Consider the following 14,048-nt stretch of genomic DNA (forward strand, 5'->3'; position numbering starts at 1 on the left):
TTTCCTTGGAACTGAGAATCCGTATCGTGCCGCCGCAATGGTTTACGATCTCGCTACCGTCCGGCTCCCGACCGCCTGGCGGCGCCTCGCCGCGTCGCTGGAGGCGGCGTCCGACGAGCTCGTGCGCCTCGACGAGCGGCTCGTCCGGACCGAGCCGGTGCTCGCCGACGGTGCCCGGGCGCGGGCGCACCTGTTCGACGCACAAGCCGCCCTGCACCTCGACGGCGAGCTCGTCGCCCTGGAGGATCTGGTGCTGCACGAGGCGGCGATGGACGTGCGCCGCCCGAACCTGGCGCTCGGACGCGCCGTCGCGGTGCTGGCCGAGCGCCGCCGGCTCGCCGCCGCGCCCCCGGGCTGGGCCTTTTCCGCGGAGGGCTGGGCCCTGCTCGCCGGTTCCGACCCGCGCATGCCGGCAGACGACGAGGAGGGCGGCTCGCTGGAGGCGGACGCCTTCGACGACGACTTTGCGGCCATCGACCGCCTCCTCGCCCGCACCCGCCGCACCCTCGCGGCGCACGAGACGGGGGCGCCGATCCCGGCCGGTGCCGCGGAGGACGACCCGGTCGCCGCCTGGCGCCGGGTGCTCGACGAGACCCGCGACCTGCCGGCGGTCCTGGCCGCCGCCGTCGCCCTCGATGCCTGGCTGGTCCTCGATCCGGCGCCGCGCCAGGGCCATCGCGGGCCGCTTGCCGCGGCGGCCCTGCTGCGGGCCCGGGGCAAGGCGCGGGCCCACCTGCCCGCCCTGGCGCTGGGCCTGCGCGAGAGCCGGGCGCGCTGGTCGCGGGCGCTGCCGCTTCCCGAGCGCCTGGCCGGCCTTCTGGGCGCGGTCGAGACCGCCGCCCGCCTGATGGGACGCGACCTCGATCGCCTGGCCCTCGCCCGCGAGGTGATGCTGCGCGCCTGCGCCGGCAAGCGCCGGACCTCGCGCCTGCCGCAGCTCGTCGACTTGTTCGTCGGCACCCCGCTGGTGACGGTGGCGAGCGCGGCGCGAGCGCTCGCCGTCACCCCGCAGGCTGTGGAGGGGATGCTGGCGGAGCTGGGATCGGCCCGGCCGCGGGAGTTGACGGAACGGCGGCGGTACCGGGCGTGGGGGATCGTGTGAGGATGGGGGGCGCCTTGATGGATCTGACACCCTCCGTGTCATTCCGGGGCCGCGAAGCGGAGCCCGGATTCGCAGCTGGGACAGGATAAAGCGGATGCGTACCGTTTCATTCCATCCCAAACAGGAGCCTGATCAACATGCTTCGTCCTACCCGCCACCTCATCCTGAGGTGTTGGCGATCGCAGATCGCACGCGATCGAAGATCGACTGACCTCGAAGGAGGGCTCCAGAAAGTCCCGAGACTTCTGGAGCCCTCCTTCGAGGCTCGTTTCACTCGCACCTCAGGATGAGGTCTCGGATTGGAGAGAAGACGAAGCTTGCGCGGGCTTCCCGCCCTTGCCGTGCGCTGGGCAGCACCGAACTGGGACGACCCGATCCCACCCGATTGCGCCCACCCCCGCTTCCCCCGACAATGCGCACCCCCGCGCCCCGGCGCGCAAGAAGCGCCCCGGCGGGCCAACACCAAGGCATGCGCGTCGTGATCGACCAGGTTTCCCAGCGCCAGCAGGACATCCTCGCCCTCGCCCGCCTGCACGGGCGGGTCAGCGTCGAGGAGCTGGCGGCGCGGTTCGAGGTGACGCCGCAGACGATCCGCAAGGATCTCAACGAGTTGTGCGACAGCCGGCTCCTGTCGCGCATCCACGGCGGCGCCGTGGTGGCCTCGGGCGTCGAGAACGTGTCCTACGAGGCCCGCCGCCTCGTCGCCCACGGCGAGAAGCGGGCGATCGGCGAGGCGGCGGCAAGGCTCATCCCCAACAGCGCGTCGCTGTTCATCAACATCGGCACCACCACCGAGGAGGTGGCGCGCGCGCTCGGCGACCACGAGGACCTGCTGGTCATCACCAACAACCTCAACGTCGCGACCCTGCTCTACCGCCATCCGAAGATGAGCCTGATCGTCGCCGGTGGGCCGGTGCGGCGGGCCGACGGGGCGGTGATCGGCTCGGCGGCGGTCGACTTCATCAACCAGTTCAAGGTCGACTACGCGGTGATCGGCGCCTCGGCGATCGACGAGGACGGCACGCTGCTCGATTTCGACTACCGCGAGGTCCGCGTCGCCCGCGCCATCATCGAGAATGCCCGGCGGGTGATCCTGGTCGCCGACAAGCTGAAGCTGGAGCGATCGGCGCCGATCCGGGTCGGCCACCTGCGCGAGCTCGACTACTTCGTCACCGACGCGCTGCCCTCCGCGAACCTGCGCGAGATGTGCGCGGCCCACCGCGTCGCCCTGGTCGAGGCCGGTGCCGAGGCGCCCGCGCAGGAGACCTCCGACGCTGCGGAATAGGCGAAACCGAAAGCCATCGACTTTCGTTCGCACCCGTTCGCTTTCGGTTTCGCTTGCGTCGATCCGCGCCCGCGTCTAGATTCGCGCCAGGATGCAAACGAAAGAGCCGAAAGGCTCCGACAGGGAGGTGGCCTTGGCCCCCAGCTTGGCCCCCAGGCAGCAGCCCGGCGATGCGCGCGGGGTGTTCGACCTCGCGGTGATCGGTGGCGGCATCAACGGCTGCGGCATCGCCCGCGACGCGGTGGGCCGCGGCGCCTCTGTGGTGCTGTTCGAGCAGAACGACCTCGCCAGCGGCACCTCCTCGACCTCGACCAAGCTGATCCACGGCGGCCTGCGCTACCTGGAGCATTACGAGTTCCGCCTGGTCCGCGAGGCCCTGATGGAGCGCGAGGTCCTGTGGGGCATGGCGCCCCACATCGTCTGGCCGCTGCGCTTCGTGCTGCCGCACCATTCCGGCCTGCGCCCCGGCTGGCTCCTGCGCCTCGGGCTCCTGCTCTACGACAACCTCGGCGGCCGCAAGCGCCTGCCCGGCACCCGCACCCTCGACCTCACCCGCGATCCGGCCGGCGAACCGCTCAAGGCCGGCTTTCGCCGCGCTTTCGAATATTCGGATTGCTGGGTCGAGGATTCGCGGCTCGTGGTGCTGAACGCCCGCGACGCCGCCGAGCGCGGCGCGGTGATCCGCCCGCGCACCCGGGTCGTCACCGCCGCGCGCAGCGGCGGCCTGTGGGAGCTGACGGTCGAGGACCGGGAGACCGGGGCCCGCGACACGGTGCGGGCGCGCACCCTCGTCAACGCCGCCGGCCCCTGGGTCGCCGACGTGCTCACCGGCGTGGCGCGGGCCAATTCCTCGGAGGGCGTGCGCCTCGTCCAGGGCAGCCACATCGTGGTGCGGCGCCTGTTCCGGCACGACCGGGCCTACATCTTCCAGAACGCCGACCAGCGCATCATCTTCGCGATCCCCTACGAGCGCGACTTCACGCTGATCGGTACCACCGACCGCGACTACACGGGCGACCCCGCCGACGTGAAGGCGAGCGAGGAGGAGATCGCCTATCTCTGCGCCGCCGCCAGCGAGTACTTTCGCGATCCGGTCACCCGCGACGAGGTGGTGTGGACCTATTCGGGCGTGCGCCCGCTCTACGACGACGGCGCCTCGAAGGCCCAGGAAGCCACCCGCGACTACGTGCTGACCCTCGACGCGCCGCAGGGCCAGCCGGCGATGCTCTCGGTCTTCGGCGGCAAGATCACCACCTATCGCCGCCTCGCCGAATCGGCGCTCGACCGCCTGAAGGACCACCTGCCGGCGGCGCGTAAAGAGCCCTGGACCTCGGGCGCCGTCCTGCCGGGCGGCAACTTCCCGAAGGAGAGCTACGACGACATCGTGGCGGGGCTCGCGCGCCAGCATCCCGGCGTGCCGGAGGCGCTGGTCGCCCGGCTGGTGCGGGCCTACGGCACCGACGCCCGCGAGATCCTGAGCGGGGCCCGCTCCATGGCCGATCTCGGCCGGCTGTTCGGCGCCGACCTCACCGAGCGCGAGGTGCGCCACCTGATGCGCCGCGAATGGGCATCGCGCGCCGAGGACGTGCTCTGGCGCCGTTCGAAGCTCGGTCTTAGGGTCACCCCCGCCGAGGCCGAAGCCCTCGACGAGTTCATGCGCCGCGCCGCCGCCGCCCCCAACGCGGCCTGACAAGAAGAGACGGGAGGGCGCCATGACCCTGATCCTGGAGAACGTCACCAAGCGGGTCGGCCCCGAGACCCATATCCGCAACGTCAGCCTGACGTTGCCGAAGGGCTCGCTCAACGTGCTGCTCGGCCAGACGCTGGCCGGCAAGACCACCTTGATGCGCCTGATGGCCGGCCTCGAGGCCCCGAGCGAGGGCCGGATCGTCGCCGACGGCAAGGACGTGACCGGCCTGCCGGTGCAGCGCCGCAACGTCGCGATGGTCTACCAGCAATTCATCAACTACCCGTCCCTCTCGGTCTACGAGAACATCGCCTCGCCGATGCGGGTGGCGGGCGTGGCGAAGGCCGAGATCGAGGCGCGGGTGCAGGAGGCGGCGGGCCTGCTGCGGCTCACCCCCTACCTGAAGCGCAAGCCCCTCGAACTGTCGGGCGGCCAGCAGCAGCGCACCGCCATCGCCCGCGCGCTCTGCAAGCGCGCCGACCTCGTGCTGATGGACGAGCCGCTGGCGAACCTCGACTACAAGCTGCGCGAGGAACTGCGCGAGGAGCTGCCGCGCATCTTCGCGGCCACCGGCGCGATCTTCGTCTACGCCACCACCGAGCCGGCCGAGGCCCTGATGCTCGGCGGGCGCACCGCCACCCTGCACCAGGGCCGCGTCACGCAGGTCGGCCCGACGCCGGACGTCTACCGCCGGCCCGACGACCTCGTCACGGCAAAGGTCTTCTCCGACCCGCCGCTCAACACGCTGCGGATCGTGAAGGGCGGCGGCCGGGTCACCCTGCCGACCGGCGGCCAGATCCGGGCGACCGGCCCGCTCGCGAGCGTGCCGGACGGCGCCTACACGATCGGGTTTCGCGCCCACCACCTCGCCCTCGATCCGCTGCCCGCGGAGGCGATCGCGCTGCCCGCCACCGTCTCGGTCGCCGAGATCACCGGCTCGGAGAGCTACGTTCACGTCGATGCCGGCGAGAGCCGCCTGATCGCGCTGGTCGCCGGCGTGCGCCGGCTCGAGCCCGGCACGGCGGTGACCGCCTATCTCGACCCCCGCCACGCCCTGGTGTTCGACGAGAGCGGCCGCACCGCCGCCTTCGACCTGCCGGCGGCCGCCTGAGACGGAGGGGATCCATGGCCCGCATCACCCTCGACCATCTCGCCCACGCCTACGGGCCGAACCCGCAAGGTCCTCAGGATTACGCCCTGAAGGAGATCGACCACGTCTGGCGCCAGGGCGGCGCCTACGCGCTACTCGGGCCGTCGGGCTGCGGCAAGTCCACGTTGCTCAACATCATCTCGGGCCTCGTCGTCCCGACCCGCGGCCGCATCCTGTTCGACGACCGCGACGTCACCACGGTGCCGACCGAGGGGCGCAACATCGCCCAGGTGTTCCAGTTCCCGGTCGTCTACGACACCATGACGGTGCGCGAGAACCTGGCCTTCCCGTTGAAGAACCGGCGCGTGGCGCCGGCCACCATCCGGTCGCGGGTCGAGGAGATCGCCGGGCTTCTCGATCTCACCCGGGTGCTGGACCGCCGCGCCAACAACCTGACGGCGGACATGAAGCAGAAGATCTCGCTCGGCCGGGGCCTCGTGCGCCCGGACGTGGCGGCGATCCTGTTCGACGAGCCGCTCACCGTCATCGACCCGCACCTGAAATGGCAGCTGCGCTCGACCCTGAAGGAGCTGCACCGCAAGCTCGACCTGACGATGATCTACGTCACCCACGACCAGACCGAGGCGCTGACCTTCGCCGACACGGTGGTGGTGATGCATGACGGGGCGGTGGTGCAGACCGGCACGCCGGACGAGCTGTTCGAGCGCCCGGCCCACACCTTCGTCGGCCACTTCATCGGCTCGCCCGGCATGAACCTGCTGCCGGCCGAGGTGCAGGGCGCGACCGCGACGATCGAGGGCCACGCCATCCCGCTCGCGCGCCACTATCCGGAGCTGCCCAAGGGCAAGCGCATCGAGCTCGGTGTGCGGCCCGAATACGTGCATCTGGCGCCCAAGGGCCTCGGGCTCCCGGTGCAGGTCAAGCGCATCGACGATATCGGCCGCCAGCGCCTCGCCCGGGTCGAGCTGGGGGGGCGCTCCCTCGTCGCCACGGTGGCGGAGGGACAGAGCCTCGACGGAGCGGAAGCGGCGCTGGCCCTCGATCCGCGCCAGATCCACATCTACGCCGACGGCGCCCTGGTGCCGGGAGAGGCCGCATGACCAAGACCGTCAACCAGAAGGCCTGGCTCCTCGTCCTGCCGGTCTTCGCCGTCGTCGCCTTCTCGGCGGTGCTGCCGCTGATGACGGTGGTCAACTACTCGTTCCAGGACACGTTCGGGAACAACCAGTTCTTCTGGAACGGCCTCGGCTGGTTCCAGGAATTGCTCGACCCGTCGAGCCAGTTCGGCGAGCGCTTCTTCGATTCGCTGTGGCGCAACCTGCTCTTTTCCGCGATCATCCTGGCGATCGAGGTGCCGCTCGGCATCGCGGTGGCGCTGTCGATGCCGCGGGAGGGCCGCTCGGTCGCCTTCTGCCTCGTGCTGATGGCGCTGCCGCTCCTCATCCCGTGGAACGTCGTCGGCACGATCTGGCAGGTCTTCGCCCGCACCGATATCGGGCTGTTGGGCGCGACCCTCAACGGCCTCGGCATCGACTACAACTACGCCGGCTCGGCGCTCGCCGCCTGGGTCACCATCGTGACCATGGACGTCTGGCACTGGACGAGCCTCGTCGCGCTGCTGTGCTATGCCGGCCTGAAGTCGATCCCCGACGCCTACTACCAGGCCGCCCGCATCGACGGGGCGAGCCAGTGGGCGATCTTCCGCACCATCCAGCTGCCGAAGATGCGCCGGGTCCTGCTCATCGCCGTGCTGCTGCGCTTCATGGACTCGTTCATGATCTACACCGAGCCCTTCGTGCTCACCGGCGGCGGGCCCGGCAACGCCACGACCTTCCTGTCGATCGACCTCGTCAAGCTGGCGCTGGGCCAGTTCGACCTCGGCCGGGCGGCGGCGATGTCGCTGGTCTACAACCTGATCATCCTGAGCGTCTGCTGGGTGTTCTACACCGTGATGACCAACGTGGACGCCGGCAACCGCACGGTGCTGGCCGACGATCCCGCGGACGCGGCCGCCTCCGGCAGCCTGCCCCAGGCCACCACCATCCCGCTCGACCGGAGGGCCGCCTGATGCGCCCGCGCCACGTCGTGATGACGCTCTATCTCCTGTTCCTGATGGTCCCGATCTACTGGCTCGTGAACATGAGCCTGAAGACCAACCAGGAAATCAACACCAGCATGACGCTCTGGCCGCATGCGATCACGTTCGACAACTACATCCGGATCTTCACCGATCCGAGCTGGTACGGCGGCTACCTGAACTCGCTGTCCTACGTGGCGATCAACACGGTGCTGTCGATCGGCCTGGCGCTGCCGGCGGCCTACGCCTTCTCGCGCTACAGCTTCATCGGCGACAAGCACCTGTTCTTCTGGCTGCTCTCGAACCGGATGGCGCCGCCGGCGGTGTTCGCGCTGCCGTTCTTCAACCTCTACTCGGCAGTCGGCCTGTTCGACACGCCCTGGGCCGTGGCGCTGGCCCACTGCCTGTTCAACGTACCGCTGGCGGTGTGGATTCTCGAAGGCTTCATGTCGGGCGTGCCCCGCGAGATCGACGAGACCGCGGCGATCGACGGCTACTCGTTCCCGCGCTTCTTTACGAAGATCTTCATGCCGCTGATCGCGTCGGGCATCGGCGTCGCCGCCTTCTTCTGCTTCATGTTCTCCTGGGTCGAGCTCTTGCTCGCCCGCACCCTCACCTCGGTCGACGCCAAGCCCATCGCCGCCACGATGACCCGCACGGTCTCGGCCGCCGGCATGGATTGGGGCCTGCTCGCCGCCGCCGGCGTGCTCACCATCGTGCCGGGCGCCCTCGTGATCTGGTTCGTGCGCAACTACATCGCCAAGGGCTTCGCCCTCGGCCGGGTGTGATCGGGAGTTCATCCGATGCCTGATTTCGCCTGGATGGCCTGGACCTGGCAGACCGCCGTGTTCTTCGCGGTCATCGCCGGCCTTCTCGCCCTGATGACCGCGCTCGCCGTCTGGCGGCCGGAGACCGAGAAGGTCGGGATCCTGCGGATCCCGACGACCCGCGGCGACCGGCTGTTTCTGACGCTGGTCGGAACCGCCTTCATCAATCTCGCCTGGCTCGGCCTCGTCGGCCCGAGCCTCGAATGGGCGCTCGCGCTCTCGCTCGTCTACGGCGCGGCGATGTTCCGCTTCGCCTGAGGCGTCCGGCCGCGACATCGCTTCGTCACGGAGCGATGCGCAAGACCAAAAGAGACCGACGGGCCCGCCCGGGCAGGCCCGGCGAACAATCCACCAGGGAGGGACCATCCATGAAACGCCACACTCTGCTCACCGCCGCGAGCGCGCTGGCGCTCAGCCTCGCCGCCGGCCACGCCTTCGCCGGCATGGAGGAGGCCAAGCGCTGGGTCGACACCGAGTTCCAGCCCTCGACCCTGTCGAAGGAGGAGCAGCTCAAGGAGATGCAGTGGTTCATCGATGCGGCGAAGCCCTTCGCCGGCATGGAGATCAACTTCGTCTCCGAGACCATCACCACGCACGAGTACGAGGCCCGCACGCTGGCGAAGGCCTTCTCGGAGATCACCGGGATCAAGGTGCGCCACGACCTCCTGCAGGAGGGCGACGTGGTCGAGAAGATCCAGACCCAGATGCAGTCGGGCAAGAACATCTACGACGGCTGGATCAACGATTCCGACCTCGTCGGCACCCATTTCCGCTACGGCCAGACCGTCGCCCTGTCGGACTTCATGACCGGTGAGGCCAAGGACGTCACCTCGCCGACCCTCGACCTCGACGATTTCATCGGCAAGTCCTTCGGTACCGGCCCGGACAACAAGCTCTACCAGCTGCCCGACCAGCAGTTCGCCAACCTGTACTGGTTCCGCTACGACTGGTTCACCCGCGCCGACCTCAAGCAGAAGTTCAAGGCCAAGTACGGCTACGAGCTCGGCGTGCCGGTCAACTGGTCGGCCTACGAGGACATCGCCGAATTCTTCACCAACGACGTGAAGGAGATCGACGGCGTCAAGGTCTATGGCCACATGGACTACGGCAAGAAGGACCCGTCCCTCGGCTGGCGCTTCACCGACGCGTGGCTGTCGATGGCCGGCAACGGCGACAAGGGCCTTCCGAACGGCAAGCCGGTCGACGAGTGGGGCATCCGCATGGAGGGCTGCCGCCCGGTCGGCTCCTCGATCGAGCGCGGCGGCGACACCAACGGGCCGGCGGCGGTCTACTCGGTGACGAAGTACGTCGAGTGGCTGAAGAAGTACGCCCCGCCCCAGGCCGCCGGCATGACCTTCTCCGAATCGGGCCCGGTGCCGTCGCAGGGCAACGTCGCCCAGCAGATGTTCTGGTACACCGCCTTCACCGCCGACATGGTCAAGCCCGGCCTGCCGGTGATGAACCAGGACGGCACGCCGAAGTGGCGCATGGCGCCCTCGCCGAAGGGCCCGTACTGGAAGGAGGGCATGAAGCTCGGCTACCAGGATGCCGGCTCGCTCACCCTGCTGAAGTCGACCCCGCTCGAGCGCCGCAAGGCGGCCTGGCTCTACCAGCAGTTCATCGTCTCGAAGTCGGTCAGCCTGAAGAAGAGCCATGTCGGCCTCACCTTCATCCGCGAGAGCGACATCTGGGACAAGTCCTTCACCGAGCGGGCGCCGAAGCTCGGCGGCCTGGTCGAGTTCTACCGCTCGCCGGCCCGCACGCAGTGGACCCCGACCGGCGTGAACGTGCCGGACTACCCCAAGCTCGCCCAGCTGTGGTGGCAGAACATCGGCGACGCCTCCTCGGGCGCCAAGACCCCGCAGGCGGCGATGGACGCGCTCGCCAACGCCCAGGACGACGTGATGGCGCGCCTCGAGCGCTCCAAGGTCCAGGGCGAGTGCGGCCCGAAGCTCAACCCCAAGACCTCGGCCGAGCACTGGTACGAGCAGGCCAAGAAGGACGGCACGCTGGCGCCCCAGCGCAAGCTCGCCGACGAGAAGCCGAAGGGTGAGACGATCGACTACGACACCCTGATCAAGAGCTGGCCGGCTTCGCCTCCGAAGCGCGGCTGACGCCGAGGGAGCCGAGGCGCTCAAGCCCCGGCTCCCTTCCGCGATGATCCGGGTCTCGCCAGGATGGCGGCAACCGCCGCGCGCGTCGCGAGGGAAACCGTCACGGCGGAACCTCCACCCCTCCGACGAGCGCAGAACCGATGTCCTCCCTCATCCTCGCCATCGACCAGGGCACCACCTCCTCGCGCGCCCTGCTGTTCAAGCCCGACACCTCGATCGCCGGCCTCGCCCAGGCGGAGTTCCCGCAGCATTTCCCGGCTTCGGGCTGGGTCGAGCACGAGCCGGAGGACCTCTGGCGCACGACCCTCGAGACCTGCCGGGCGGCGATGAAGCAGGCCGGGGTGACGGCGCGGGACATCGCGGCGATCGGCATCACCAACCAGCGCGAGACGACGCTGGTCTGGGACAAGCGCACCGGCGAGGCGGTGCACCGGGCCATCGTGTGGCAGGACCGGCGCTCGGCCGGGATCTGCGCCCGCCTGAAGGAGGCCGGCCACGAGCCGCTGGTCACGGCCAGGACCGGCCTGATCCTCGACCCCTACTTCTCCGGCACCAAGATCGCCTGGATCCTCGACAACGTGCCCGGCGCCCGCGCCCGGGCCGAGGCCGGCGAGCTCGCCTTCGGCACCGTCGATTCGTACCTGCTGTGGCGCCTCACCGGTGGGCGGCTCCACGTCACCGACGCCACCAACGCCTCGCGCACGCTCCTCTTCGACATCCATCGCGGCGCCTGGGACGAGGAGCTGATGGCGCTCCTGGGCGTCCCGGCCTCGATGCTGCCGGAGGTGCGCGATTCCTCCGGCGATTTCGGCGAGACCGACCCGGCGCTGTTCGGCGCGTCGATCCCGATCCGGGGCGTGGCCGGCGACCAGCAGGCGGCGGTGGTCGGCCAGGCCTGCTTCCGGCCCGGCATGGTCAAGTCGACCTACGGCACCGGGTGCTTTGCCCTCCTCAACACCGGCGACCAGCCGGTCGCCTCGAAGAACAAGCTCCTCACCACCATCGCCTACCAGCTGAACGGCCGGCGCACCTACGCGCTCGAAGGCTCGATCTTCGTCGCCGGTGCGGCGGTGCAGTGGCTGCGCGACGGGCTCGGAATCATCGAATCGGCGGCCGAGACAGGGACGCTCGCCGAGCGGGCCGACCCGGCGCAGGAAGTCTACCTGGTGCCGGCCTTCGTCGGCCTCGGCGCGCCCCACTGGGAGCCCGACGCCCGCGGCGCCCTGTTCGGGCTGACCCGCGGCACCGGCCCGGCCGAGCTCGCCCGCGCCGCGCTCGAGAGCGTCTGCTACCAGACCGCCGACCTCCTGGCCGCCATGCGAGCCGACTGGCCGGACGGGGAGGGGAGCGCCACGGTGCTCAGGGTCGATGGCGGCATGGTCGCCTCCGACTGGACGATGCAGCGCCTCGCCGACCTGCTGGCCGCCCCGGTCGACCGGCCCGAGGTGAAGGAGACGACGGCGCTCGGCGCGGCCTACCTCGCGGGGCTGGCCTGCGGCCTCTACCCGGAGCCCGAGCACTTCGCCGACCATTGGCGCCTGGAGCGCCGCTTCGCCCCGGCGATGGAGCCGGTCATCCGCGAGCGTCGGCTCGCCGGCTGGCGCAAGGCCGTGAGCTGCCTGGTGGGGAAGTAGGGCGATAAGAGAAGGGGGCCTTTCGGCCCCCTTTCCGTTCCTACTTCTCCAGCCGCGCGAGCAGGCTCGACGTGTCCCAGCGCCCGCCGCCCATGCTCTGCACGTCGGCGTAGAACTGGTCGACCAAAGCCGTCACCGGCAGCTTGGCCTTGTTGCGGCGGGCCTCGTCGAGCACGATCGACAGGTCCTTGCGCATCCAGTCGACGGCGAAGCCGAACTCGAACTTGCCCTCGTTCATGGTCTTGCCGCGGTTCTCCATCTGCCAGGAGCCGGCGGCGCCCTTGGAGATCACGTCGAGCACCGCCTCGATGTCGAGCCCGGCCCGCTTGCCGAAATGCACCGCCTCCGACAGGCCCTGGACGAGGCCCGCGATGCAGATCTGGTTCATCATCTTGGCGAGCTGGCCGGCGCCGACGGGCCCCAGCAGCCGGCAGGCGCGGGCATACGACCCGATCACCGGCTCGACCCGCGCGAAGGTCTCCGCGTCGCCGCCGCACATGACCGTCAGCACGCCGTTCTCGGCGCCCGCTTGGCCGCCGGAGACCGGGGCGTCGATGAAGCCGAAGCCGGCCTGTTCGGCCGCCGCCGCGAGCTCGCGGGCGACCTCCGCCGAGGCGGTGGTGTGATCGACGAAGACCGTGCCCTTGCCCATCGCCGAGAAGGCGCCGTCGGGGCCGGTGGTGACCTGGCGCAGGTCGTCGTCGTTGCCGACGCAGGCGAAGACGATCTCCTGGCCTTCCGCCGCCTCGCGGGGTGTCGCCGCGGCCTTGCCGCCATGGGCACCCACCCACTCGTCGGCCTTGGCCTTGGTGCGGTTGTAGACCGTGACGTCATGGCCCTTGGCGGCGAGGTGGCGGGCCATCGGCCCCCCCATCACGCCGAGACCCAGAAACGCGACCTTTGCCATGCGCTCGTCCTCCCACGCCGTCGTCCCGCGGCGCTCGGCCCCCGGTGTAGTGAGCCGCGCCCACGCCCGTCAAACCGGCGCGCCGCCTCTCCCCGCACGATCGCGCCCGGGGAGGGCCGATCCGTCACTTCGTGTCGAACGGGACGTATTTCGCCCGGATGCGGTCGTAGCGCCCATCGGCGTCGAGCGCCGCGAGCGCGCGGTCGAAGGCCTCGCGCAGGGCGGTGTCGCCCTTGCGCAGGCCGATGCCGGCGCCCTCGCCGAGCAGCGGCTCGCCGGCCGGCACGTCGCCGACGAGGCGGCAGCAGGCCTCGCCCTCGGGCCGGGAGAGGAAGGTGGTGAGCTCGAGCTTGTCGCCGAGCACCAGGTCGACCCGGCCGGCCCGCAGGTCCAGGGTCGCGTCGGCGAGGGTGTCGAAGGTGCGGATCTCGGCGCCCGGCACCCGCTGCTCCAGGAAGGCGACCTGCGGCCCGTGCGCCGCCACGCCGATCGTGAGCCCCTTCAGGGCCGCCGGGGTCGGGTTCGCCAGGGAGGAGTCCCGCCGCGCCACGTAGGAGAACGGAACCCGCAGGTACGGCTTGGTGAAGGCGATGCGGGCGGCCCGCTTCGGGGTGATCGCCATCGCCGCCATGATGGCGTCGTACTCGCCGGCCTCCAGGCCCTTGATGATGCCGTCCCACTGGTGGAGCACGACCGTGCAGGTGAGCCGGGCCTCGGCGCACAAGGCCCGGGCGAGGTCGACCTCGAATCCCGCCGGCTTGCCGTCCTCGACGTAGTTGAACGGCGGACGGCCGCCCTCGGTGGCGATGCGCACCGGGGCGGGCGGGGGCGGGGAGGGCGCATCCTCGGCGAGGGCCGGCGGGGCGGCCAGCAGCGACAGGAGCAGGAGGCGGGAGAGCAGGCGGCTCATCCGGCAGGGTTCTCTCGTGGAGGACGATCGTCCGGGGGCATCTCGGACCGGGCCCGATGCGGGATCGGGCACGGCGGCGCGGACCCTGCCACGGTGACGCCCGCGGACGCAACTCGCGCGGTCCGCCGGGCGCCCGGCCCCGCCGGCGCTAACCCCCTGTCAGGGTTAACCGCTCCTTAGACAATCGCGCGCTCTCATCCGGTCATGCGCCTGAGCTTCCGCCCGCCTCATCCCTCCCGCGACCGCGCCGACGCGGTCGAGATCCTGCCCCCGCTCGCCGTCGCCGGGCCGGCGGCCGGGGAGCCGGAGCGCGACGCGGACCGGGCCGGGCGCGACGCCGTCGACCGGGTCGAGGCGGAACTGGTGCGGGCCGCCCGCGCCGTCGGGGTCGCGG

Annotated in this window: 13 protein-coding genes; 11 read left to right on the plus strand and 2 right to left on the minus strand. The window is 70.6% G+C overall.

Annotation, left to right across the window (positions count from 1 at the left end):
- The first annotated feature begins 37 nt into the window (after nt 1-37).
- From HPY23_RS20110 to glpK, 10 genes are all read left to right on the plus strand, one after another.
- Complete coding sequence (locus HPY23_RS20110; protein WP_091881546.1) at nt 38-1,102, plus strand: RHE_PE00001 family protein; 1,065 nt, start codon at nt 38-40, stop codon at nt 1,100-1,102.
- Nucleotides 1,103-1,571: 469 nt separating this feature from the next.
- The gene (locus HPY23_RS20115; RefSeq protein WP_200601980.1) at nt 1,572-2,387 is read left to right on the plus strand and encodes a DeoR/GlpR family DNA-binding transcription regulator; all 816 of its coding nucleotides are present in this window, start codon (nt 1,572-1,574) and stop codon (nt 2,385-2,387) included.
- A 133-nt stretch (nt 2,388-2,520) separates the two neighbouring features.
- Entirely contained in the window at nt 2,521-4,077 is a 1,557-nt protein-coding gene (glpD, locus tag HPY23_RS20120) for a glycerol-3-phosphate dehydrogenase (RefSeq protein ID WP_236012860.1), read from the plus strand.
- A 22-nt stretch (nt 4,078-4,099) separates the two neighbouring features.
- Nucleotides 4,100-5,185 (plus strand): ABC transporter ATP-binding protein, encoded by a 1,086-nt coding sequence (locus HPY23_RS20125; RefSeq protein ID WP_060846942.1) that lies wholly within the window; start codon nt 4,100-4,102, stop codon nt 5,183-5,185.
- A gap of 14 nt (nt 5,186-5,199) precedes the next feature.
- Nucleotides 5,200-6,285, plus strand: a complete 1,086-nt coding sequence (locus tag HPY23_RS20130) for an ABC transporter ATP-binding protein (protein WP_060846943.1) — start codon at nt 5,200-5,202, stop codon at nt 6,283-6,285.
- Nucleotides 6,282-7,253 (plus strand): carbohydrate ABC transporter permease, encoded by a 972-nt coding sequence (locus HPY23_RS20135; RefSeq protein WP_060846944.1) that lies wholly within the window; start codon nt 6,282-6,284, stop codon nt 7,251-7,253. The genes HPY23_RS20130 and HPY23_RS20135 overlap by 4 nt, the downstream gene beginning before the upstream one ends.
- On the plus strand, nt 7,253-8,050 hold the full coding sequence (locus HPY23_RS20140) for a carbohydrate ABC transporter permease (RefSeq protein ID WP_060846945.1): 798 nt from the start codon (nt 7,253-7,255) through the stop codon (nt 8,048-8,050). Before HPY23_RS20135 ends, HPY23_RS20140 begins: the two co-directional genes overlap by 1 nt.
- 15 nt (nt 8,051-8,065) lie before the next feature.
- Entirely contained in the window at nt 8,066-8,347 is a 282-nt protein-coding gene (locus HPY23_RS20145; RefSeq protein WP_060846946.1) for a DUF2160 domain-containing protein, read from the plus strand.
- Between the two features lie 110 nt (nt 8,348-8,457).
- On the plus strand, nt 8,458-10,203 hold the full coding sequence (locus HPY23_RS20150) for an ABC transporter substrate-binding protein (RefSeq protein ID WP_091881550.1): 1,746 nt from the start codon (nt 8,458-8,460) through the stop codon (nt 10,201-10,203).
- A 140-nt stretch (nt 10,204-10,343) separates the two neighbouring features.
- Nucleotides 10,344-11,837, plus strand: coding sequence for a glycerol kinase GlpK (glpK, locus tag HPY23_RS20155; RefSeq protein WP_091881553.1), 1,494 nt, complete (start codon nt 10,344-10,346; stop codon nt 11,835-11,837).
- A 40-nt stretch (nt 11,838-11,877) separates the two neighbouring features.
- On the opposite strand, the gene HPY23_RS20160 is transcribed toward glpK, so the two are convergent.
- A complete protein-coding gene (locus HPY23_RS20160; protein ID WP_091881555.1) occupies nt 11,878-12,744 on the minus strand; it encodes an NAD(P)-dependent oxidoreductase in 867 nt (288 codons plus the stop codon).
- Between the two features lie 124 nt (nt 12,745-12,868).
- Nucleotides 12,869-13,654: an ABC transporter substrate-binding protein gene (locus tag HPY23_RS20165; RefSeq protein WP_060846950.1), complete on the minus strand. Its 786-nt coding sequence runs from the start codon at nt 13,652-13,654 to the stop codon at nt 12,869-12,871.
- A 204-nt stretch (nt 13,655-13,858) separates the two neighbouring features.
- On the opposite strand from HPY23_RS20165, the gene HPY23_RS20170 reads away from it, so the two are divergent.
- Nucleotides 13,859-14,048: hypothetical protein (locus HPY23_RS20170; protein ID WP_200649666.1), on the plus strand; the 190-nt coding region annotated here is incomplete at its 3' end.

The organism is Methylobacterium ajmalii (assembly GCF_016613415.1).
Taxonomy (GTDB): Bacteria; Pseudomonadota; Alphaproteobacteria; order Rhizobiales; family Beijerinckiaceae; genus Methylobacterium; species Methylobacterium ajmalii.

Coding starts and splice junctions, on each gene's coding strand:
- HPY23_RS20110 (WP_091881546.1), top strand. CDS start 38: ATGGTTTACGATCTCGCTACCGTCCGGCTCCCGACCGCCTGGCGGCGC.
- HPY23_RS20115 (WP_200601980.1), top strand. CDS start 1,572: ATGCGCGTCGTGATCGACCAGGTTTCCCAGCGCCAGCAGGACATCCTC.
- HPY23_RS20125 (WP_060846942.1), top strand. CDS start 4,100: ATGACCCTGATCCTGGAGAACGTCACCAAGCGGGTCGGCCCCGAGACC.
- HPY23_RS20130 (WP_060846943.1), top strand. CDS start 5,200: ATGGCCCGCATCACCCTCGACCATCTCGCCCACGCCTACGGGCCGAAC.
- HPY23_RS20135 (WP_060846944.1), top strand. CDS start 6,282: ATGACCAAGACCGTCAACCAGAAGGCCTGGCTCCTCGTCCTGCCGGTC.
- HPY23_RS20140 (WP_060846945.1), top strand. CDS start 7,253: ATGCGCCCGCGCCACGTCGTGATGACGCTCTATCTCCTGTTCCTGATG.
- HPY23_RS20145 (WP_060846946.1), top strand. CDS start 8,066: ATGCCTGATTTCGCCTGGATGGCCTGGACCTGGCAGACCGCCGTGTTC.
- HPY23_RS20150 (WP_091881550.1), top strand. CDS start 8,458: ATGAAACGCCACACTCTGCTCACCGCCGCGAGCGCGCTGGCGCTCAGC.
- glpK (WP_091881553.1), top strand. CDS start 10,344: ATGTCCTCCCTCATCCTCGCCATCGACCAGGGCACCACCTCCTCGCGC.
- HPY23_RS20160 (WP_091881555.1), bottom strand. CDS start 12,744: ATGGCAAAGGTCGCGTTTCTGGGTCTCGGCGTGATGGGGGGGCCGATG.
- HPY23_RS20165 (WP_060846950.1), bottom strand. CDS start 13,654: ATGAGCCGCCTGCTCTCCCGCCTCCTGCTCCTGTCGCTGCTGGCCGCC.